The sequence below is a fragment of the Micromonospora sp. A202 genome (genome assembly GCF_006715105.1).
In the GTDB taxonomy this organism is placed as follows: domain Bacteria; phylum Actinomycetota; class Actinomycetes; order Mycobacteriales; family Micromonosporaceae; genus Micromonospora; species Micromonospora zamorensis.
The window spans coordinates 5600478-5620962 of record NZ_VFMP01000001.1; the positions used below are offsets into that span (position 1 = coordinate 5600478).

Consider the following 20485-nt stretch of genomic DNA (forward strand, 5'->3'; position numbering starts at 1 on the left):
GTTCCTGGAAAATGCCTGTGAGTCGTGGCCGGACCCTTGACCCTGCTCAGCGCAGCAGGCGGCGCAGCCCGTCCAGGGCGCCGTCGAGCAGCCGGATCGCGGTGCTCAGCTGGGTTTCGCTGAACTGTCGGGCATGCACGAGCCGGCCCACCTCGGCGGTGAACGCGGCCAGCCGCTGGTCGAGTTCGTCGAGCAGCGCGGCCTGCGGCCCGGCGGTCGGCGTCGGCCGGGGCGGCGCCGCAGGGGCCTCCCACCGGTTACGCCGGGTCTGCCGGGTGGCCTCGCTCAGCTCCCGTTTGAGGTCGCGTACCGACCCGCGCACCTCGCTGCGGATCTCGCCGGCCAGGCTGGAGAGATCGGCCACCGAGGCTGCGATGTCCGATTCCAGCTCGGTCAGCTCACCGGCGCGCTGGTGCAGCTCGGCACGGCCGGCGTCGGTGATGTCGTACGTCTTGCGGCCGCCGGCAGCGGTGTGGCTGACCAGCCCCTCGGCCTCCAGCCGTTGCAGGCGGGGATAGATGGTGCCGGCGCTGGGCGCGTAGAGCCCGAGGAACCGGTCCTCCAGAAGGCGGATCAGCTCGTACCCGTGCTTCGGGCCGTCGTCGAGGAGCTTGAGGAGATAGAGCCGGAGCCGTCCGTGGCTGAACACGGCGGTCACGGCAGCTCCTCGGAATCGTTGTCGACCGCTCGGGCGAGCAGGGCGATGCTGCCCGAGGTCGCGGAAGCCCAGAGCTTACCTTCGCCGGCACCGAGCACTCCCTCGCTGCTGCGCAGTGGGAACGTCGAGGTGCGGACCTGCGGAAAGCCGCTGGTGATCCGGCCGGAGGCGGTGTGCATCTGGACGGCGAGGTCGCTGTCCTCGCGGACCCGGACGGTGATGCTGCCCGAGATGGTGGTCAACCGGATCTCGCTGCGCCGGGGGTTGTCCAGGTCGCAGGTGATCGCCCCGGAGACGGTCTGCGCACGCACCCGCTCGGCGGCGCTGTCGGCGAGGATCACCTCCCCGGAGACCGTCTCCAGAGTGAGGTCGCCCCGGACGCCGAGCGCCTCCACCGGCCCGGAGGTGATCGTCGCGGAGGTGTTGCCGCGCAGGCCCATCAGGGTGATCTGACCGGCGGTGACATGCACAGTGGTCTGCCGGCGCAGACCGGAGGCGACCACCGAGCCCGCTACCAGCCCCAGGTCGGCCAGAACCTCGGCGGGCACGGCGAGCGAGACGTCCACCCGGGGGTAGCGGTGGATCATCCGGAACCAGCGCAGGACGTCCGTCCAGCCGTGGCCGCGCTCCTGACGGACGGTGAGCCGGCCGTCGGAGTGGTCGATCAGGACCGGCCGGCGACCGACCTGGGTGACGTCGATCCGGGTCGGGCCGTCGGTGGCGACCACGTTGAGCCGGCCGCTCACCAGGCGGACGTCCAGCCGGGTGACCGGGCCGTCCACGGTCAGCCGCTGCGGGCTCTCGACCGTCCATCCGGCCATGGGTTTCCTCCCCTCGACGACGCGCGGACACGCGCCTGACAGGGAGGACAGTAACGCGATACATCGCGATAGCACAAGACAGGTCGCGTATTGGTCGCCCTGCGCCGGGCGGGGTCGCCGAACGGCGACCCCGCTCCCCTCAGGCCGCCAGGTCCAGCTCCCGGCCGGACGCCTGCACCGGCACGACCGGGACCGGCATGGACACGGCGACCGCCGGGGTCACCGTGGGCACCGGACGCAGCCGAGTCCGCGCCACGCCGCCTGCCGGCAGCAGGTGTACGGCCGACTCGGCCGCCCGGGCCAGCAACCGTCGGTCCGCAGCACGGGCCGGGTGCAGCGCGGCGGCGATCGTCACCGACACCACGATGTCCCGCGCCGCGACCACCCGGGCCACCGAGCGCAGCAGGGTGTCCGCACCGAGGAAGGCCGTTGCTGTGGTGGTGGAGCCGATGGCCTCGCAGTGGTAGGCGAGCCGCAGCGGCACCACCGGGCTGCCCGCGTCGATCGCCGCCTGGAACATCGCGGGCCGGAAACCGCCGCCGGGTCGGCAGTCGGCAGCGCCGTCACCAGCGCACCAGGTCGTACCCTCCGGAAAGACCGCCACCAACCGGCCGGCGCGCAGCGTCTCGGCGACCCGCCCGACGCTCATCGGCAGTGCCCGCGGCCGGGACCGGTCCACGAAGACCGTGCCCGCCGCCGCGGCCAGCAGCCCGACCACCGGCCAGGAGCGGATCTCCCGCTTCGCGACCATCCGGGTGGGCGCGACCGCCAGCACCGCGAGGATGTCCAGCCAGGAGACGTGGTTGGCGACCAGCAGCGCCCGCCGTCGGGGCAACCGACCCCGGATCACCAGCCGGACGCCGAACGCCCGCGTGGTCGCCCGGGCCCAGCCGCGTACCGCCGCCTGCCGCTCCCGGGTCGGAAGCACGGGCAGCAGCAGCACCAGGCCGACCCCGGCGACCAGCATTCCGGTCGCGGCGACCAACCGCAGCACCCGGCGGGCCACCGGCACGGTGGGCACCTCGCCGGCCGCCGGCAGGCAGTCGTCGTCACAGCCTGAGGAGGGCCGCCACAGATCGTGCGCCCCGGTGGTCACCGCTGCTCCCCGCCCAGGAAGTGGCGCAGGTAGCGCGGGTTCATCCGGTCCAGGGAGAAGAGCACGTAGAAGTCCGCGCACCCGAAGTCGGGGTCGTACGCCGGCTCGCCGCAGATCCACGCGCCGAGCCGGAGGTAGCCCCGCAGCAGCGGTGGCACCACGACGCGCCCCGCCGGTCCAACAGCGGCCACCGGCGCGGCGGCGGCCGGGCCGGGAGCCGTGGCCGACTCGGCGAACCAGGGTCGCCGTGGGCGGACCCGCAACGGCGGCGGTGACAGGTGCCGGGCCTGGGCCTGGCTCCACACCTCGGCGACCGTGCGCCCACCGTCGGCCACCGGCACCGAGGCACAGCCACCGAGCCAGCGGGAGCCACGCAGGTGCAGGTACCGGGTGATGCCGGCCCACATCAGATTGATCACCGCGCCCGAGCGGTGGTCCGGGTGCACGCACGACCGACCCGCCTCGACGAGGTCGTCGCCGAGCGGGTCGAGCGCGGAGAGGTCGAACTCCTCCTCGGCGTACCGCTGGTCGGTGCGTCCGGGCGGTAGCAGCCGGTAGGTGCCGACCACCTCGCCGGTGCTGTCCTCGCGGACGATCAGGTGGTCGCAGTACGCGTCGAAGGGGTCCACGTCCAACCCGGCCTCGCCGGGAAGGAGGGTGGCGCCGAGTTCGGTGGCGAACACCTCGTGGCGCAGGCGTTGCGCGGCCGCGACCTGGGTGGGGTCGTCGGCGATCAGCAGGGTGTATCCGCTGGTCTTCAGGGATGTGCCAGCGGCATGCAGAACGGCCATGGGATCTGTGTAGGTGCCCGGGTTGCCATCCACGGGGACCACCGGTGTCGATCGGGTGAACGCCGGCCGGCGAGACCGCTCGCGGCACCCGGCGAAGACCGTGCGAGGCTGCCCGGGCAGGCCGGCGAAGGCGCCGGTACGCCCACCGGAGGTCGACGATGCGCATCGAGTCCCGCTACAACGGGCCCCCGGGTTCCGGCAACGGCGGCTGGAGCGCGGGAGTGTTCGCCACCGAGGCCGGCGGCAGCGAACCGGTCGAGGTGACGCTGCGCCGGCCACCACCGCTGGAGACCGAGTTGACGCTGGTCGACGGTGCGGTCCGTGACCCGTCCGGCGAGTTGGTGGCCGAGGTGCGCCCGGCCGAGGTCGTCGTTGCCGTCGTACCCCCGGTGGACCTGGCCACGGCGGTGGCCGCGGCGGCCCACTTCCCCGGCCTGGTCGAGCATCCGTTCCCCGGCTGTTACGTCTGCGGGCCGCAGCGGGCGGACGGGTTGCGGATCTTTCCTGGCCGGCTGCCCGATGGGCGGACCGCGGCGCCGTTCCGGGCACCCGAGCAGGTCAGCGAGGCCACGGTCTGGGCGGCGCTGGACTGCCCCGGCGGTTGGGCGGTGCTCGCGCCCGGTCGCCCGTACCTGCTGGGCCGGATCGCCGCCGTGGTCACGGCGCTACCCGGACCGGGCGACGAGTGCGTGGTGACCGGGGCGTTGCTGCGCTTCGATGGGCGCAAGGCGCTCGTGCACACCAGTCTGTACGGCCCGCACGGGTCGTTGCTCGGCGCGGCACGGGCAACCTGGATCGCCCGCTGAACCCGGGCCGTAGTCCGCAGGGATGAGTCGCCTCCACCCCGCGACGGAGGCAAACGTACCGACCGCGCCTGATTGACCTTGTTGCCACGGGCCGTCACGCTGTGCCACGGCGTACCTCGACGCCACACACGGGAGGAGAACGATGACTGACGGGCAGAGAAGCCCCACCAGCGACGGTCAGATCGTGGTGTCCGGTCTGACGAAGCAGTACAAGAACGTCCGGGCGGTGAACAACCTGTCCTTCACCGTGGCGCCGGGGCGGGTGACCGGCTTCCTCGGCCCGAACGGCGCAGGCAAGACCACCACGCTGCGCATGCTGCTGAATCTGGTCACCCCCACCGCCGGCACGGCCACCATCAGCGGCCAGCGGTACGCCGACCTCGCCACCCCGCTGCGGCAGGTCGGCGCGGTGCTGGAGGCGTCCAGCGCGCACAAGGGCCGCACCGGCATCAACCACCTGCGGGTCATCTGCGCTGCGGCCGGGCTGCCCAAGCAGCGGGCCGACGAGGCGTTGGCCCTGGTCGGCCTGACCCCGGCGGCGAAGCGCAAGTTCAAGGGTTACTCGCTGGGCATGAAGCAGCGGCTCGGCATCGCCGCCGCGATGCTCGGTGACCCCCGCGTGCTGATCCTCGACGAGCCGGCCAACGGGCTGGACCCGGAGGGCATCCGGTGGATGCGTGGATTCCTCAAGAACCTCGCCCACGAGGGCCGCACCGTGCTGGTCTCCAGCCACCTGCTGTCGGAGATGCAGTTGCTCGCCGACGACGTGGTGATCATCGCGGCCGGTCAGCTCATCCGGCAGGGGCCGGTCGACCAGGTCCTCGGGTCGATGGCGCAGGGCGCCCTGGTCCGGGTCCGCACCCCGCAGGCCGAGGCGCTGACCGCCGCGCTGAAGGCGCAGTCGGCCACCGTCGACACCGACGAGCACGGCACCCTGCTGGTCGCCGGGGTCGACGCACCCACTGTCGGCCGGGCTGCCTTGGCCGCCGGGGTGGAACTGCACGAACTGTCCACCGAACGGCCCGACCTGGAACGGGTCTTCCTGGAGCTGACGGCCGGAAAGGCGGGCATCCGATGAACCTGGTCCGATCCGAGCTGCTCAAGATCCGTACCACCAGCACCTGGTGGTGGCTGGCTATCGGCGCGTTCCTCTCGATCGCACTGGCCTTCGCTGTCAACGCGTGGTTGGCGGTCACGGCGCTCGGCGGCGACGCCGAGGAGATCGGCGTCAGCGCCGATCAGGCGACAGCGCCGGCGCAGGCGGCGAACCTCTACACCTCGGGCCAGTACCTCGGGCTGATGTTCGTGATGCTCATCGGCATCCTGATGGTCACCAACGAGTTCTTCCACCAGACCGCGACCACGACGTTCCTGACGACTCCCCGGCGAACGTCGGTCATCGTCAGCAAGCTCGTCGCCGCCAGCCTGCTCGGCTTCATGTTCTGGCTGGCCACCACGCTGATCGACCTGGCCGCCGGCGCGATCTTCCTGTCCGCCAACGACTACGGCACTCAGCTCGGTGAGTGGCCGGTGCAGCGGGCACTGCTGTTCAACCTGCTGGCCTACGCCATCTGGACGATCCTCGGTGTGGGCATCGGCACGCTGATCACCAACCAGCTCGGTGCGGTGATCACGGCGGCGGTGCTCTATCTGATCGGCACCCAGGTGGTGGGTCTGCTCTTCCTGCTCCTGTCGAACCTCCTCGACAGCGAGGCGGTTCTCAAGTGGCAGGTCGTCTGGCCCGCTGTGGCATCCCAGGTCATGATCACTGAGGGCACCTCGGAGTTCACACCGTCCTGGTGGGTCGGTGCCCTCGTGCTGATCGGCTACGCGCTGGTCAGCGGAATTGCCGGAGTTCTGCTCACCCGGCGGCGCGACATCGCCTGATGGCGTCTGCGACCCCGGGGCGGCAACGACAGGTTGGCCGCTCCGGGGTCGGGCGTCACCCTCGGCGACCGGCCGCGCGAGGGCCGGCGGTTACCAGTTCGACACGGTGCGCGCAGGCGTTGCTGAACTTCTGGCATCTTCTGTGAAACCGGCCACGGGACCGAGGCGGAAATGCCTGCGGGATCGGTACGGCGTAGCCTGGGAGCCGTACCCTCCGTGCCCCTGACCGGGCGGGAGGAACACACCGCGTGCCACACAAACCCGCGTGAAAGAGGCGATTACCGGCCGTGTCGACCCAGCAGACTTCGCAGGAGAACCCACTAGCGGGTTTCGGCCCGAATGAGTGGATCGTCGAGGAGATGTACCAGCGTTACCTCGCCGACCCAACGAGCGTCGATTCGGCCTGGCACGACTTCTTCGCCGACTACCGCCCGGCGCCCGGAGCGGCCACCCCGCGCGGCACCGAGTCGTCGAACAAGCCAGCCGCCGCTCCCGAGCCCGACGGCCAGCCGGAGGCAGCCGCGGAGGTGGGCCAGCCGAGCGCCAAGGCGAAGCCGGCGACCGCCACGAAGCCGGCCGCCGCGCAGTCGGCACCGGCCAAGCCCGCCGCCGCTCCGGCCACGCCCAAGGCCGCGCCGGAGAAGGCCGCACCGGCCAAGCCGGCCGCCAAGGCCGCCGCGCCGGCCGCTGACGGTCCGCAGACCACGCCGCTGCGCGGCGTCGCCGCGAAGATCGTCCAGAACATGGACGCCTCGCTGAGCGTGCCCACCGCGACCAGCGTCCGCGCGGTCCCGGCCAAGCTGCTGGTCGACAACCGCATCGTGATCAACAACCACCTCGCCCGGGGGCGCGGTGGCAAGGTCAGCTTCACCCACCTGGTCGGTTACGCGCTGGTCCGGGCGCTGGTCCAGCACCCGGAGATGAACAACTCCTTCGCCGAGGCCAACGGCAAGCCCGCCGTGCTCCGGCCGGCGCACGTCAACCTCGGCATCGCGATCGACCTGGCCAAGCCGGACGGCAGCCGCAACCTGGTGGTCCCCTCCATCAAGGGCTGCGAGACGATGGACTTCCGGCAGTTCTGGCAGGCGTACGAGGACGTGGTCCGACGGGCGCGGCGCAACGAGCTGACCATGGAGGACTACTCCGGCACCACGATCTCGCTGACCAACCCGGGCGGCATCGGCACCGTGCACTCGATGCCGCGGCTGATGCAGGGCCAGAGCGCGATCATCGGCGTCGGCGCGATGGAATACCCGGCCCCCTACCAGGGCATGTCCGAGACCACCCTGGCCGAGCTGGCCGTCAGCAAGATCATCACGCTGACCAGCACGTACGACCACCGGATCATCCAGGGCGCCCAGTCCGGCGAGTTCCTCAAGGTGATGCACGAGCTGATCCTGGGTGAGCACGGTTTCTACGACCAGGTCTTCACCTCGCTGCGCATCCCGTACGAGCCGGTGCGCTGGGTGCGCGACGTCGCCGTCAACTCCGAGGGTCAGATCAACAAGACCGCCCGGGTGCACGAGCTGATCCACGCGTACCGGGTGCGCGGTCACCTGATGGCCGACACCGACCCGCTGGAATTCAAGATCCGCAAGCACCCCGACCTGGACGTCCTCCAGCACGGGCTCACCCTGTGGGACCTCGACCGCGAGTTCCCGGTCAACGGCTTCGCCGGCCGGCAGCGGATGAAGCTGCGCGAGATCCTCGGCGTGCTGCGCGACTCCTACTGCCGCCGGGTCGGCATCGAGTACATGCACATCCAGGACCCGGAGGAGCGTCGCTGGGTCCAGGAGCGGATCGAGCGCAAGTACGAGAAGCCAGCCGCCGACGAGCAGAAGCACGTGCTCAACCGGCTGAACGCCGCCGAGGCGTTCGAGACCTTCCTGCAGACCAAGTACGTCGGCCAGAAGCGCTTCTCGCTGGAGGGCGGCGAGTCGCTCATCCCGCTGCTCGGTGAGGTGCTGGAGTCCTCGGCCGAGAACGGCCTGGACGAGGTCGTCATCGGCATGGCCCACCGGGGTCGGCTCAACGTGCTGGCGAACATCGTCGGCAAGCCCTACGAGAAGATCTTCTCGGAGTTCGAGGGCCACCTGGACCCGCGCTCGACGCAGGGCTCCGGCGACGTGAAATACCACCTGGGTCAGAACGGCAAGTTCACCACCCCCGACGGCGAGCACTCGGTCAAGGTGTCGGTGGTGGCCAACCCGTCGCACCTGGAGGCCGTGGACCCGGTGCTGGAGGGCATCGTCCGGGCCAAGCAGGACCGGATCGACCTCAAGCTCGAGGGTTACACAGTGCTGCCGCTGGCGGTGCACGGTGACGCCGCGTTCGCCGGGCAGGGCGTGGTCGCCGAGACGCTCAACCTGTCGCAGCTGCGCGGCTACCGCACCGGCGGCACCGTGCACGTGGTGGTCAACAACCAGGTCGGCTTCACCACCGCCCCGGAATACAGCCGGTCCAGCCTCTACAGCACCGACGTGGCCCGGATGATCCAGGCGCCGATCTTCCACGTCAACGGCGACGACCCGGAGGCCGTGGTCCGGGTGGCCCGGCTGGCCTTCGAATACCGGCAGACGTTCAACAAGGACGTCGTGATCGACATGGTCTGCTACCGGCGGCGCGGGCACAACGAGGGCGACGACCCGTCGATGTCCAACCCCCAGATGTACAAGATCATTGACTCGAAGCGCTCGGTCCGCAAGCTCTACACCGAGGAGCTGATCGGCCGCGGCGACATCACCGTGGAGGACGCGGAAGAGCTGCTGCGCGACTACCAGGCGCAGCTGGAGAAGGTCTTCAAGGCCACCCGGGACGCCGCGGCGGCACCGCGCCAGCTCAACCGGCCGCGCCGCGAGGAGGAGCCGGAGCCGCAGGTCGACACCGCCACCGACGCGTCAGTGGTCAAGGCGGTCGGCGAGGCGCACATCAACCTGCCGGAGGGCTTCACCCCGCACAAGCGGATCCAGCAACTGCTGGACCGGCGGGCGAAGATGTCCGTCGAGGGCAACATCGACTGGGGCTTCGGCGAGATCATCGCGCTCGGTGCGCTGCTGCACGACGGGGTCACGGTCCGGCTGGCCGGCCAGGACTCGCGTCGCGGCACGTTCGTCCAGCGGCACGCTTCGGTGGTCGACTCCCGCACCGGCGAGGACTATCTGCCACTCAAGTCGCTCACCGGCGACGGCGAGCGCTCCCGGTTCTTCGTGCACGACTCGCTGCTCAGCGAGTACGCGGCGATGGGCTTCGAGTACGGCTACTCGGTGGAGAACATCAACGCGCTGGTCGCCTGGGAGGCCCAGTTCGGTGACTTCGTCAACGGTGCCCAGTCGGTGATCGACGAGTTCATCTCGTCCGGCGAGGTGAAGTGGGGCCAGCGCTCCGCCGTCACCCTGCTGCTGCCGCACGGCCACGAGGGCCAGGGCCCGGACCACACCTCCGGCCGGCCGGAGCGGTTCCTGCAGATGTGCGCCGAGGACAACATGCGGGTGTCCATCCCGACGACCCCGGCGAACTACTTCCACCTGCTGCGCCGCCAGGCGCTGTCGCCCAAGCGCAAGCCGCTGGTGGTGTTCACGCCGAAGTCGCTGCTGCGGCACAAGCTCTGCGTCTCGTCGGTGGAGGACTTCACCACCGGCACCTTCCAGCCGGTGCTGCGCGACACGGCCGCCCCGGCACCGGAGGCGGTGAAGCGGGTGCTGCTCTGCTCGGGCAAGGTCTACTACGACCTGTTCCAGGCCCGGCAGGAGCGCGGCGTCACCGACACCGCGATCCTCCGGATCGAGCAGCTCTACCCGCTGCCGGTGGAGGAGATCCGGGCCGCCCTCGCGCAGTTCCCGAACGCGGAGGACTTCGCCTGGGTGCAGGAGGAGCCGGCCAACCAGGGTGCCTGGTCGTTCGTCGCGCTCAACCTGCTGGAGCACCTCACGGACGTCCGGCTGCGGCGGATCTCCCGCCCGGCCGCGGCCGCCCCGGCGGTCGGCTCGGCCAAGACCCACGAGGTCGAGCAGAACGCGCTGATCGAGGCGGCTCTCCCCCGCCCGTGACCTGACCGCACCGCGAGAGCCGGGGCAGGGCCGTTCACCACGGTCCTGCCCCGGCTCCGTCGGTCCACTTGACCACCCGCCCGGCCCTGCCGGGCCGAGTAGGAGGACGTACCCATGTACTTCACCGACCGTGGCATCGAGGAGCTGGTCGAGCGCCGGGGCGACGAGCAGGTGACCCTGGAGTGGCTGGGTGAACGCCTGCGCGACTTCGTCGACCTCAACCCCGACTTCGAGACGCCGATCGAGCGGTTCGCCACCTGGCTGGCCCGGCTCGACGACATCGACGAGGACTGAGCCACCCGGTGCCGGGAAGCGCCGCCCGGCTGGGCATCTGACGGGCGGCTGACGGCTGGCCGCCGGCGACTGGCCGCTGGCCGGCGCCTGCCGGTCAGCCGGTACGGGAGGCGACGGGTTCCAGGCCGGTGCGTCGCAGTTTCTGCCAGCCCAGCCGGCCGCCGGTCAACGCGGTGACCACGGCCTGGATCATCACCAGATACATCAACTGCCGGTAGACGAACTGCTGGAGCGGCAACACCCACAGCACGCCCAGCTTCTCCCGGTCCAGCCGGAACGCCACCACCGCGGTGACCAGCTGCACGCCGAGCATGACCAGCCAGGCCACCGCCGTGGCGGTCCGGTCGAGGAAGAAGAGGCCGTACAGGGCCAGCAGGTCGATCACCGGCGCGAGCAGCGGCAACAGCACGCCGAAGAGGCTGAGGAAGAACAGGCAACGCCGGGTGAACCGGCCGGACGCACCCCTGTCGAACACGGAGCGGCGATGCTTCCACATCGCCTGCATGGTGCCGTAGCTCCACCGGTAGCGCTGTTTCCAGAGCTGGCCGATGCTCGTCGGCGCCTCGGTCCAGGCGCGGGCCGTCTCCTCGTAGACGACCTTCCAGCCGGCCCGGCCGAGCGCCATGGTGACGTCGGTGTCCTCGGCCAGGGTGTCATCGGTCATTCCCCCGGCGTACCGCAGCGCCTGCCGCCGGAAGCCGCCGATCGCCCCGGGCACCGTCGGCATGCAGCGCAGCGTCTCGTAGAGGCGCCGGTCCAGGTTGAATCCGATGACGTACTCGATGTGCTGCCACTTGGCGATCAGGCTGCGCCGGTTGCCGACCTTCACATTGCCTGCCACCGCGCCCACCTGCGGGTCGGCGAAGGGCTGCACGAGCCGACGGACGGCGTCGGGTTCGAAGACGGTGTCCCCGTCGACCATGACGATCAGGTCGTGCCGGGCCAGCGCCACGCCGGTGTTCAACGCGCTGGGTTTGCCACCGTTGGGCTTGCGCACCACCCGGACATTGGGCAGGCGGAGGGCGTCGACGATGTCCGCGGTCCCGTCGGTGGAGCCGTCGTCGACGACGACCACCTCGATTCCGCCGGGATGGTCGCCGCCGGCGAGTGAACGGACCGCCGCGGCGATCCCCTCCTTCTCGTTGTACGCCGGGACGATCACCGACACCGGCGCGGTGACCGGCGGCCCCCACGTCCAGTCCCCGGCTCGACGGCGCCGGGCGTGTCGCCCGGCGAGCAGGAACAGCACGGCGGTACGCCCCAGCGTGAGCACCCCGACGAGCACGAAGAGGATCCCGAACACGCTCAGCACGTGGTCGGCGCCCCGTACCGCCCAGACCAGCATCCGGCCGCGCCAGCGGTCCCCCGCGGTGGCTGCGGCACCGGATTCCGCCCGGTGGTCGACACCGGCGGCGGCGAAGGCGAGGTTCAGTCCCTCGGTCGCGGTGACGAAGCGGTATCCCCGTTCCTTCATCATGGGGATGAAGCGATCGAGGGCGGCGACGGTCTGTGCGCGGTCACCGCCGGCGTCGTGCCAGAGGGTGATCGCGCCCGAGGCACCGTCCGGGGTGGCGTTCTCGACGATCCTGTCGACGCCGGGCAGCGCCCAGTCCTGGCTGTCGGTGTCGTTCAGCACGGTCAGGTACCCGAGGTCACCGGCGGCGATCAGCACCGGCCAGTCCTGGTTGTCGATCGCGTCGGCATGCGAGGAGTACGGAAACCGGACCAGTGAGGTGCGCACGCCGGTGACGGCGGCGAGGGCGAGCTGGGTCTGGGCGTATTCCAGGTCTCGCCGCCATCCGGACAGCTCGCTGAGGTCGGGGTGGGTGAACGTGTGCACGCCGAGCTCGTGGCTGCCCTCGACCAGGTTGCGGGCCATGTCGGGGTGCCGGGCGACCTGCGAACCCAGCACGAAGAACGTGCCCTTGACCTGGTGGGCGTCCAGGACGCGCAGAACCTCGGGGGTCCAGACCGGGTCGGGGCCGTCGTCGAAGGTGAGCGCGATGGTCCGTTCGGGCAGGCGGTAGGAGCGGACCTGCTCGCTGTTGGCGCTGATGATCGGCCCCCCGTTCACCACCGAGGTGGGGACCTCGCGTTGCCCCTGGTTGCTGTGCTGGTGGTCCGGGGTGAAGAAGGCGTTGGTGTACGCGTTGACCAGGAGCACGCCGGTCAGGACCGCCAGAAGCATGCCGAGCAGGACCCAGCGCGGTGGCGGTACGGCCCGGCGGCGGCGGGCCGTGATCGCCGGCTCAGCCATCCGCGGGGAGTCCGTCGGTGGGGGAACCGCCGGGCTCGATGTCGATGGTTTCCTCGGGCGGGGGCGGCGGGTCCTCGGTCGAGGGTGAGTCTGCGGGTGTCGGAGCCGCCGAGGTGGTCCGCCCCGGGCTGGGCGAGGTCGGCACACCGGCGGGGTCACCGCTCGCCGGGCGGGTGGCGCTCGGTGACCGTGTGGGGGCAGGCGAACGGGGAGCCGGGGCGACGGTGGGTGCCACAGTGGCCGCCGGCGTACGGGGGACGGCTGTCGAGGGCTCGGGGATGGCGGTGATCGCCTCGGCCTGCGGCGACTGGGGCCGTTCAGACTGCTCGACCTCGTCCAGGAAGGGGAGCACCGTGTGCGGCTCCACCATGCCGCCGGCGAAGCTGACGGCCACCAGCCCGGTGTAGGTCAGACCCAGTAGACCGACGACGTACGCGAGCCAGCGCAGGCGGGAGCGGCGTCGGCCGCTGGGGTCGACGAAGACCGGAGGCGGTTGGGGCACGGCGGCGATCAGCGCGGTGGGGTCGTCGGAGCGGTTGACCACCATGGTGGGCTCGTCGAGCGGTGCCGCCGGGCGGGCCCGGGAAACGCCGTCCATGCCTGCCGGCGTCAGCTTCCCGGTCGGCGTATCGTCGCTGCTCAAGCCCCGGGTGGTCATGGGGTGGGAGTCTAAGCGTGAATTTTTCTCAGCTCTGACGATGGCTCACTGAATGAGACGCCGACCGCACCGTCGGGCCGCGCCGGGCCGCCGCGACCACCTTGCCCGGCAGCCGGACGAGTCAGCGTCAGCCGCCGATGAAGGCGTTGATCAGCTTGTGGGGTGTGCCGTCGCCCAGCATGTCCTCAAGGTCGGGACCCTCGGCGTTCGCCCCGACGCTACGCACGAACATTGCCCGCTCGTATTCGGCGAGCGCCGTCTCCACGTCGTCGGGGTGCGCGGCGATGGCCTCGCCCAGTTCTGCGCCGTCCAACAGGGCCAGGTTGGCACCTTCGCCGTTGGGGGCCGCCAGGTGTGCGGCGTCGCCGAGCAGGGTCACCCCGGGCGTCCGGTCCCACCGGTGCTCGGCGGGCAGGGTGAAGATGTGGCGCAGGACCGGTGGGGTCTCGCCGTCGGTGACCAGAGCGGTGAGCTCAGGCGCCCACCCGTCGAACTCCTGCACGATCCGAGCGGTGGCGACGTCGGGGTCGGTGAAGTCGATGGTGGCGAACCAGTCCTGCGGCCTGGCGAGCATCACCCAGGTGTGCAGGTTCCCGTCGCGCTCCCGGTGGGCCAGGATTCCCTTGCCCGGCTCCAGCACCATCATCGCTCCGCCGCCAACGGTTTCCGCGCTGGTCGGGTGCCGGGCATCCCCATCGAACAGGTGGGTCTCGATGAACGAGAAGCCGGTGTATTCGGGTGTCGCGTCGGAGAGCAACGGTCGGACCCGGGACCAGGCGCCGTCCGCGCCGACCAGCATGTTCGTGACGACGGCAGTGCCGTCGGCGAAGGACACCTCGTGGCGGCCCTCACCAAGGGTCCGGACGCCGCTGACCTTGTGGCCCCAGCTGACGGTGCCGGCGGGAAGCGAGTCGAGCAACATCTGCCGCAGTTCACCGCGCTGCACCTCGGGGCTGCCACCCGTGCCGTCGTCGGGCACGTCGAGCAGGAGGGTCCTGCGCCGGTCCAGGATCCGCATCGCCTGACGCCCCTCCAGGATGAGTTTGCGGAACTCCCCGGTCAGGCCCGCCATCTCCAGCGCCGGCTGGCCGTTGTAGTCGCGGATGTCCAGCAGGCCGCCCTGGGCCCGCGTCGCCGGGGACGTCTCCGCCTCGTAGACCGTGCACGGGACGCCGCGCACGTGCAGCACGCGGGCCAGCACCAGGCCGCCCAGACCCGCTCCGATGATCGTGATCGGTGTCGTCATGGTGGTCCTCCAGATCTGATGGGCGACCCTTTTGGATCGCCGCTCCAAACGACGTTAACACGCGGTTGGAGCGGCGATCCAATGGGTGCGACACTAGGGGCATGGCAAAGAGAACGGCGAACGGATCCGTGCACTCCCGGCGGCGCACGGACAGCCTGTCCAGGGAGCTGATCATCCAGACCGCGATCGAGATCCTGGACAGCGACGGCGAGAGCGCGCTGACGCTGCGTGCGCTCACCGTTCGCCTGAAGACCGGCTACGGCGCGATCTACCACCACGTCGCGGACAAGGGCGACCTGCTCGCGGCCGCCACCGACGACGTCATCAGCCGCGTCCTGTCCGGCACGGCCACCGCCGCAGGCCCGCGCGACACCCTGCGCCTCCTCGCCCAGGGCCTGTTCGACGCGATCCACACCCACCCCTGGGTCGGTGCGGAACTCTCCCGGCAACCGTGGCGGCCCGCGCTACTGGACTTCTACGAGAGCATCGGCAGACTGCTGGACGCGCTCGCCGTCCCCGAGGAGGCGCGCTTCGACGCGGCCGGGACGCTCGTGAACTACGTCCTCGGCGTCGCCGTGCAGAACGCCGCGAACGCCCGACACCTCACTGGCAGCGACGCGGACCGGCAGGCGTTCCTCAACACCACCGCCGCGCAGTGGGCGCAACTGGACCCCGCCAGGTACCCGTTCGTGCACGCGACGGTGACGCAGCTACGCGAACATGACGACCGTGAGCAGTTCCTGGCCGGCATCGACATCTTCCTGGCCGGCATCGCAGCCCTCCGCCAGAAATGACCACCTGTCGGATCAGGCGGTGGACGAGGGCCATTGGGCCTGGGTGGCGGATCTCGCGATCTTCTAGGGTGGGTACGTGGCTCGCAGCGTGTATCTGACCAGCGTCGGTTCGGGCGGGGGCAAGTCGACCATCGCCCTCGGGCTGGCGGAGCTGTTGTCCCGACAGGTCGGGCGGATCGGCGTGTTCCGGCCGCTGGTCTCCGGCACCGGCCCCGACCCGATCCTCGCCCTGTTGCACGACCGCTACCGGGTCGACCTGCCCGAGGCCGACCTGACCGGCATGACATACGCCGAAGCGGCAGCGCTCGTCGCCGACGGGCGCCGGGAGGAGCTGATCTCCCGGGTCGTCGAGCGGTACCGGGCGGTCGAGCGGCAGTGCCCGGCGGTGGTCGTGGTGGGCAGCGACTTCGACGACCCGGGTGACCCGGCCCATCCCCGGGAGCTGGCCTTCAACGCCCGGCTGGCCACCGAGTTCGGCAGTGTGGTGGTGCCGGTGGTGGACGGTTTCGAGCAGGAGCCGGCGGCCGTCGCGGCGGCCATGCGGGGCGCGTACCACGATCTGGCCGACCTGGGAGCGACAGTGCTCGCGGTGATGGCCAACCGGGTGGCCGGGCCGATGACGCTGCCCGACCTGCCGGTCCCCGCGTACGCCATCCCGGAGGTGCCGACGGTGTCGGCGCCGACGGTGGCCGAGGTGGCGGCGGCGCTCGACGCCACCCTGCTGGCCGGGGACGACGCCGCGCTCGGCCGGGACGTGCTGGACTTCGTGGTCGGCGCGGCACACGTGCCGACCCTGCTGGACCACCTCACCGAGGGCGCCCTGGTGATCACCCCCGGGGACCGGGCCGACCTGCTCGTCGCCGCGAGCGCCGCGCACGTGGCCGGGCAGGTGTCGGTGGCCGGGCTGGTGCTCACACTCGGCGAGCAGCCCGACCCCCGCGCCATGCGGCTGGTGGAGGGGCTGAACACCGGGCTCGCGGTGCTGTCCGTACGCAGCGACAGCTACGACACGGTGGCCGCGTCCAGCCGGATCGAGGGCCGGCCCAGCGCGGCCAACCCGCGCAAGGTGGAGGCCGCGCTGGGCGCCTTCGAGCGCTGCGTGGACACCGACGACCTGGCCCGCCGGTTGCGGGTCAGCCGGTCGACCCGGGTCACCCCACTGATGTTCGAGAACGAGCTGATCGACCGGGCCCGCTCGCAACGCCGGCACCTGGTGCTGCCGGAGGGCGCCGACGACCGGATCCTGCGCGCGGCGGAGATCCTGCTCCGCCGTGGGGTGGCCGAGCTGACGCTGCTGGGCCGACCGGACGACATCACCCGGCGCACCCGCGAGCTGGGCATCGACCTCGGCGACGCAAACATGGTCGACCCGGTCACCAGCGACTGGCGGGACGACTTCGCGGCCGAGTACGCGCGGCTGCGCGCCCATCGGGGTATGACCGCCGAGCTGGCGCACGACATCGTGGCCCAGCCCAACTACTTCGGAACCCTGATGGTGGCGACCGGACGAGCCGACGGCATGGTCTCCGGCGCCACGCACACCACCGCCGCGACCATCCGACCGGCGTTCGAGATCATCCGTACCGTGCCGGAGGTCTCTGTCGCATCCAGCGTCTTCTTCATGCTGCTGGCGGACCGGGTGCTGGTTTACGGAGACTGCGCGGTCAACCGCGACCCGGACGCCGCGCAGCTCGCCGACATCGCGATCTCGTCGGCCGACACCGCCGCCCGGTTCGGCATCGAACCCCGGGTGGCCATGCTGTCGTACTCCACCGGCAGCTCCGGTGCCGGCGCGGACGTGGAGAAGGTCGCCGCGGCCACCGCGCTGGTCCGCGAACGCCGGCCCGACCTGCTGGTCGAGGGGCCCATCCAGTACGACGCGGCGATCGACCCGGCGGTGGCGGCCACGAAGCTGCCGGGAAGCCCGGTCGCCGGGCACGCCACAGTCTTCATCTTCCCGGACCTGAACACGGGCAACAACACCTACAAGGCGGTGCAGCGCTCGGCCGGGGCGGTCGCCGTCGGCCCGGTCATGCAGGGCCTGCGGCGGCCGGTCAACGACCTGTCCCGCGGCGCCATGGTGCCGGACATCGTCAACACCGTGGCGATCACCGCCATCCAGGCGGCCACCGAGGAGGCGTCGTGAGTCGGGTGCTGGTGCTCAACTGTGGGTCGTCGTCGGTGAAGTGGCGCCGCTACGACGGTGAGCAGGTGCTCGACCACGGCACGGTCGAGCGGGTCGGTGAGCCCGGTGGCGGCCCGGCGGACCACGCCAGCGCCGTCCGGCAGATCCTGGACGGGCTGGACCTGACCGGCCTGACGGCGGTCGGGCACCGGGTGGTGCACGGCGGCCGGAAGTTCAGCGCACCGGTGCTGGTCGACGACGCGGTCCTGGCCGCCATCAAGGACCTGGTGCCGCTCGCCCCGCTGCACAACCCGGCCAACCTGGCCGGCATCGAGGTGGCCCGCGCGGCGCTGCCGGACATCCCGCAGGTCGCCGTCTTCGACACCGCGTTCCACCACACCCTGCCGGAGGCCGCCGCGACGTACGCGATCGACCGCGAGGTCGCCGAGCGGTACGGCATCCGCCGGTACGGCTTCCACGGCACCTCGCACGCGTACGTGTCCCGCCGCACCGCGCAGCTGCTGGGCCGCCCGTACGAGCAGCTCAACACGATCACCCTGCACCTGGGCAACGGGGCGAGCGCCTGCGCGGTGGCGAACGGTCGCAGCGTCGCCACCTCGATGGGCATGTCCCCGTTGCAGGGGCTGGTGATGGGCACCCGCAGCGGTGACCTCGACCCCACGGTGATCTTCCACCTGCGCCGGGAGGGCGGGCTGTCGGTCGACGAGATCGACGACCTGCTCAACCACCGCAGCGGTCTACTCGGGTTGACCGGCGTGAACGACATGCGCGAGGTGCTCCAGCGCCGGGCGGCCGGTGACCGGGCGGCGGAGCTGGCCTTCGACGTGTACTGCCGGCGCATCACCGGCTACGTCGGGGCGTACTACGCGCTGCTCGGCCACGTCGACGCGATCACCTTCACCGCCGGGGTCGGCGAACACGCGGCGCCGGTCCGGGCTGCCGCGCTGGCCGGCCTGGACCGGCTCGGCATCGCCGTCGACGATGTCCGCAACGGCGGCGAGGGCGACCGGGTGATCTCACCCGACGGCGCCGAGGTGAGTGTCTGTGTCATCCGCACCGATGAGGAACGGGAGATCGCCCGGCAGACCCGGGACGTGGTCGCGCGGGGCTGACGACGCGTCAGCGGCGGGCGTTGCGCCGACGCCGGGCACTGACGGTACGGCGGACCCGGTCCCGGCCGGGCCCGCGTCTGGCCCGCGTCGGGCCGGAAGCCCGGTCCGGCAGGGTGGCCGACCAGACCATGCTCCCACCGATCACGGCGAAGGCCAGACCGAAGGGGATGCCGCCCCAGGCGTTGAGGACGAACACCGAATCATCGGTGTTGCCGTTCTCGGCGAGGAACTCCTCGGGGTGCACCGGGTCGACCCACACCCGTAGCACCGCCGGCGGTTCCTCCATGCAGCCGCCGGCCGAGCCACAGAGGATCCGCTCGGAGTACCGGACACCCTCGTAGTCGTATCCGACCTGGATGGTGTCGGTGCCGCCGCCACGTCCGGTGGTGTCCCGGCGGTCGCTCACGTCAGCCAGAACCGGCACGCCCTCGGCCCGTAACCGCTCAGCCTTGGTGTGCAGGTGCCACTTGTAAGCGGCGACGCTTGTCGCGTACGCGAGGCTGGTGAGCAGGAGCAGGGCGCCCATGACAGCCGGACCGCGGCGGATGCTCCGGAGCCTGGTCAGCAGGGACGCCGACGGGTCGTCCGCCGGCCGCCGGCTGGGCGCGTCGGCCCGGTCCGGCACGCTCAGCTCGTCGCGAGCCAGGCGACGAGGGCGACCAGCACGACCACGACGACCGCCGCGCCGATGATCAGCGGCAGGCGGGACGGCGACGCCGCCGGCGCGGCGGCCTCCGGCGTCTGGCTGAACGCGCGGAACGCCTCGGTGTTGCCACTGGGGTCGGTGTAGTTCTCAGGCATGCCGGTGACCCTAGCGAAGCCGGTCCAGACGCACCGCCCCCGCCCGCACCGCCCGCTCGGGTCGACCCGCCCGGCGGAGCGGACCCGACCGGGTGGCGGGCACAGCCGGGCCGGTCGGCGGGGTCGTTGCGCACACTCGGGCACCTACCGTGGAACCATGGGGGCGCGACGGCTGGTCGCCGTACTGGTGACGGCGCTGCTGGCTGGTTGCGCGCCGGCCACCGCCACGATCGACGAGGCCACCGGGCCGGTGTCGGCGCGTCGGGCGCCCGAGGGGTCGTACGCCGTCGGCGTGCGTACGCTCACCTTCGATCCGCGCTCGGCGCGCCCACTGCCGGTGACGATCTGGTTTCCGGCATCGGCGGACAGGGTGGCGGCCGGGCGGTTCCCGGTGGTGGTCTACAGCCACGGGCTGGGCAGCCGCCCCGATCTGCACGCCGGCCTGACCACCCGCTGGGCGGCGGCGGGGTTCGTGGTGGCCGCTCCCGCGTACCCGCACACCTGGCAGGGCGCCGCCCACTTCACCCGGGCCGACGTCCGCAACCAGCCGGCCGACGCGTGGCGGCTGATCCGGCACCTCGGGCGGCTCGACCGCAACCGCGAGGATCCGCTCGCCGGTCACCTGGACCTGACGTCGGTCGGCGCCGCAGGGCACTCGGCGGGCGGTTTCACCACCTCCGGCATGTTCAGCGAGGGGCACCCGGCCCGGTTACGCGCCGGGATCGTGATCGCCGGGGGCGGGTTGCCCGGCAGCTTCGCGGGGCCGGTCGCGCCGGTGCTCTTCGTGCACGGCACAGCCGACGCCGTGGTGCCGCTGACGGTCGGACGGGCGGCCTACGGGCGTACCCCCGGCCCGGCCGCGTTCCTCAGCCTGCTCGGCCAGGACCACGGCGCGTACCTCACGCCGGGCCATCCGGGTTTCGCCCCGGTCCTCGCCACCACCACCGATTTCCTGCGCTGGACGCTGTACGGAGACAAGGCGGCGGGAGCCCGTCTCCCGGCCGACGCCCGCACTCCCCTGACCCGCTACGAGTTCCGTCCCGCCCACTGAACCCGGCCGAGTCGTTACGGT

General features: G+C 71.5%; 18 protein-coding genes. 9 read left to right on the top strand and 9 right to left on the bottom strand.

Annotation, left to right across the window (positions count from 1 at the left end):
- Positions 1-46 precede the first annotated feature (46 nt).
- The 4 genes from FBZ33_RS25820 to FBZ33_RS25835 form a co-directional block, all read right to left on the bottom strand.
- Entirely contained in the window at positions 47-658 is a 612-nt protein-coding gene (locus FBZ33_RS25820) for a PadR family transcriptional regulator (RefSeq protein WP_141910987.1), read from the bottom strand.
- Positions 655-1479 carry a DUF4097 family beta strand repeat-containing protein gene (locus FBZ33_RS25825; RefSeq protein ID WP_141910988.1) on the bottom strand — a complete coding sequence of 275 codons (825 nt, stop codon included), beginning with the start codon at positions 1477-1479 and terminating at the stop codon, positions 655-657. Before FBZ33_RS25825 ends, FBZ33_RS25820 begins: the two co-directional genes overlap by 4 nt.
- A gap of 139 nt (positions 1480-1618) precedes the next feature.
- Entirely contained in the window at positions 1619-2575 is a 957-nt protein-coding gene (locus FBZ33_RS25830) for a 1-acyl-sn-glycerol-3-phosphate acyltransferase (protein WP_141910989.1), read from the bottom strand.
- Positions 2572-3366, bottom strand: coding sequence for a GNAT family N-acetyltransferase (locus FBZ33_RS25835; protein WP_141910990.1), 795 nt, complete (start codon positions 3364-3366; stop codon positions 2572-2574). The genes FBZ33_RS25830 and FBZ33_RS25835 overlap by 4 nt, the downstream gene beginning before the upstream one ends.
- 158 nt (positions 3367-3524) lie before the next feature.
- Here FBZ33_RS25835 and FBZ33_RS25840 point away from each other — a divergent pair, with 158 nt between their 5' ends.
- The 5 genes from FBZ33_RS25840 to FBZ33_RS25860 all read left to right on the top strand — a co-directional run bounded on the left by FBZ33_RS25840 (position 3525) and on the right by FBZ33_RS25860 (position 10399).
- Positions 3525-4172 carry a hypothetical protein gene (locus FBZ33_RS25840; RefSeq protein WP_141910991.1) on the top strand — a complete coding sequence of 216 codons (648 nt, stop codon included), beginning with the start codon at positions 3525-3527 and terminating at the stop codon, positions 4170-4172.
- 142 nt (positions 4173-4314) lie between these two features.
- Positions 4315-5250: an ABC transporter ATP-binding protein gene (locus tag FBZ33_RS25845; protein WP_141910992.1), complete on the top strand. Its 936-nt coding sequence runs from the start codon at positions 4315-4317 to the stop codon at positions 5248-5250.
- Positions 5247-6059 (top strand): ABC transporter permease, encoded by an 813-nt coding sequence (locus FBZ33_RS25850; protein WP_141910993.1) that lies wholly within the window; start codon positions 5247-5249, stop codon positions 6057-6059. Before FBZ33_RS25845 ends, FBZ33_RS25850 begins: the two co-directional genes overlap by 4 nt.
- 287 nt (positions 6060-6346) lie before the next feature.
- On the top strand, positions 6347-10105 hold the full coding sequence (locus FBZ33_RS25855; protein ID WP_141910994.1) for a multifunctional oxoglutarate decarboxylase/oxoglutarate dehydrogenase thiamine pyrophosphate-binding subunit/dihydrolipoyllysine-residue succinyltransferase subunit: 3759 nt from the start codon (positions 6347-6349) through the stop codon (positions 10103-10105).
- 114 nt (positions 10106-10219) lie between these two features.
- Complete coding sequence (locus FBZ33_RS25860) at positions 10220-10399, top strand: DUF6104 family protein (RefSeq protein ID WP_088949992.1); 180 nt, start codon at positions 10220-10222, stop codon at positions 10397-10399.
- 94 nt (positions 10400-10493) lie between these two features.
- Here the strand turns inward: FBZ33_RS25860 and FBZ33_RS25865 are convergent, their stop codons facing one another.
- From FBZ33_RS25865 to FBZ33_RS25875, 3 genes are all read right to left on the bottom strand, one after another.
- Positions 10494-12656: a bifunctional polysaccharide deacetylase/glycosyltransferase family 2 protein gene (locus FBZ33_RS25865; protein ID WP_141910995.1), complete on the bottom strand. Its 2163-nt coding sequence runs from the start codon at positions 12654-12656 to the stop codon at positions 10494-10496.
- Positions 12649-13314, bottom strand: coding sequence for a hypothetical protein (locus FBZ33_RS25870; protein WP_141910996.1), 666 nt, complete (start codon positions 13312-13314; stop codon positions 12649-12651). The genes FBZ33_RS25865 and FBZ33_RS25870 overlap by 8 nt, the downstream gene beginning before the upstream one ends.
- A 127-nt stretch (positions 13315-13441) precedes the next feature.
- The gene (locus FBZ33_RS25875; protein WP_141910997.1) at positions 13442-14560 is read right to left on the bottom strand and encodes an NAD(P)/FAD-dependent oxidoreductase; all 1119 of its coding nucleotides are present in this window, start codon (positions 14558-14560) and stop codon (positions 13442-13444) included.
- A gap of 101 nt (positions 14561-14661) precedes the next feature.
- Between FBZ33_RS25875 and FBZ33_RS25880 the strand changes: the two genes are divergently transcribed.
- The 3 genes from FBZ33_RS25880 to FBZ33_RS25890 all read left to right on the top strand — a co-directional run bounded on the left by FBZ33_RS25880 (position 14662) and on the right by FBZ33_RS25890 (position 18612).
- Positions 14662-15354 carry a TetR/AcrR family transcriptional regulator gene (locus tag FBZ33_RS25880; protein WP_141910998.1) on the top strand — a complete coding sequence of 231 codons (693 nt, stop codon included), beginning with the start codon at positions 14662-14664 and terminating at the stop codon, positions 15352-15354.
- 76 nt (positions 15355-15430) lie between these two features.
- The gene (gene pta, locus FBZ33_RS25885) at positions 15431-17500 is read left to right on the top strand and encodes a phosphate acetyltransferase (RefSeq protein ID WP_141910999.1); all 2070 of its coding nucleotides are present in this window, start codon (positions 15431-15433) and stop codon (positions 17498-17500) included.
- On the top strand, positions 17497-18612 hold the full coding sequence (locus tag FBZ33_RS25890) for an acetate/propionate family kinase (RefSeq protein ID WP_099848331.1): 1116 nt from the start codon (positions 17497-17499) through the stop codon (positions 18610-18612). Before pta ends, FBZ33_RS25890 begins: the two co-directional genes overlap by 4 nt.
- Positions 18613-18619: 7 nt before the next feature.
- Here FBZ33_RS25890 and FBZ33_RS25895 read toward each other — a convergent pair whose 3' ends face one another.
- Both FBZ33_RS25895 and FBZ33_RS32955 read right to left on the bottom strand, forming a co-directional pair.
- On the bottom strand, positions 18620-19237 hold the full coding sequence (locus FBZ33_RS25895) for a hypothetical protein (RefSeq protein ID WP_141911000.1): 618 nt from the start codon (positions 19235-19237) through the stop codon (positions 18620-18622).
- Positions 19238-19239: 2 nt separating this feature from the next.
- Positions 19240-19413, bottom strand: a complete 174-nt coding sequence (locus tag FBZ33_RS32955) for a hypothetical protein (protein ID WP_185755414.1) — start codon at positions 19411-19413, stop codon at positions 19240-19242.
- Positions 19414-19570: 157 nt separating this feature from the next.
- Here FBZ33_RS32955 and FBZ33_RS25900 point away from each other — a divergent pair, with 157 nt between their 5' ends.
- Positions 19571-20464 carry an alpha/beta hydrolase gene (locus tag FBZ33_RS25900; protein WP_141911001.1) on the top strand — a complete coding sequence of 298 codons (894 nt, stop codon included), beginning with the start codon at positions 19571-19573 and terminating at the stop codon, positions 20462-20464.
- The last annotated feature ends 21 nt before the right edge of the window (positions 20465-20485 follow it).

What these genes read in the sequence shown, in the direction of transcription:
- FBZ33_RS25825 (WP_141910988.1), bottom strand. Translation starts at nt 1,479, where the DNA reads ATGGCCGGATGGACGGTCGAGAGCCCGCAGCGGCTGACCGTGGACGGC.
- FBZ33_RS25835 (WP_141910990.1), bottom strand. Translation starts at nt 3,366, where the DNA reads ATGGCCGTTCTGCATGCCGCTGGCACATCCCTGAAGACCAGCGGATAC.
- FBZ33_RS25840 (WP_141910991.1), top strand. Translation starts at nt 3,525, where the DNA reads ATGCGCATCGAGTCCCGCTACAACGGGCCCCCGGGTTCCGGCAACGGC.
- FBZ33_RS25845 (WP_141910992.1), top strand. Translation starts at nt 4,315, where the DNA reads ATGACTGACGGGCAGAGAAGCCCCACCAGCGACGGTCAGATCGTGGTG.
- FBZ33_RS25850 (WP_141910993.1), top strand. Translation starts at nt 5,247, where the DNA reads ATGAACCTGGTCCGATCCGAGCTGCTCAAGATCCGTACCACCAGCACC.
- FBZ33_RS25860 (WP_088949992.1), top strand. Translation starts at nt 10,220, where the DNA reads ATGTACTTCACCGACCGTGGCATCGAGGAGCTGGTCGAGCGCCGGGGC.
- FBZ33_RS25865 (WP_141910995.1), bottom strand. Translation starts at nt 12,656, where the DNA reads ATGGCTGAGCCGGCGATCACGGCCCGCCGCCGCCGGGCCGTACCGCCA.
- FBZ33_RS25870 (WP_141910996.1), bottom strand. Translation starts at nt 13,314, where the DNA reads ATGACCACCCGGGGCTTGAGCAGCGACGATACGCCGACCGGGAAGCTG.
- FBZ33_RS25875 (WP_141910997.1), bottom strand. Translation starts at nt 14,560, where the DNA reads ATGACGACACCGATCACGATCATCGGAGCGGGTCTGGGCGGCCTGGTG.
- FBZ33_RS25880 (WP_141910998.1), top strand. Translation starts at nt 14,662, where the DNA reads ATGGCAAAGAGAACGGCGAACGGATCCGTGCACTCCCGGCGGCGCACG.
- FBZ33_RS32955 (WP_185755414.1), bottom strand. Translation starts at nt 19,413, where the DNA reads ATGCCTGAGAACTACACCGACCCCAGTGGCAACACCGAGGCGTTCCGC.
- FBZ33_RS25900 (WP_141911001.1), top strand. Translation starts at nt 19,571, where the DNA reads ATGGGGGCGCGACGGCTGGTCGCCGTACTGGTGACGGCGCTGCTGGCT.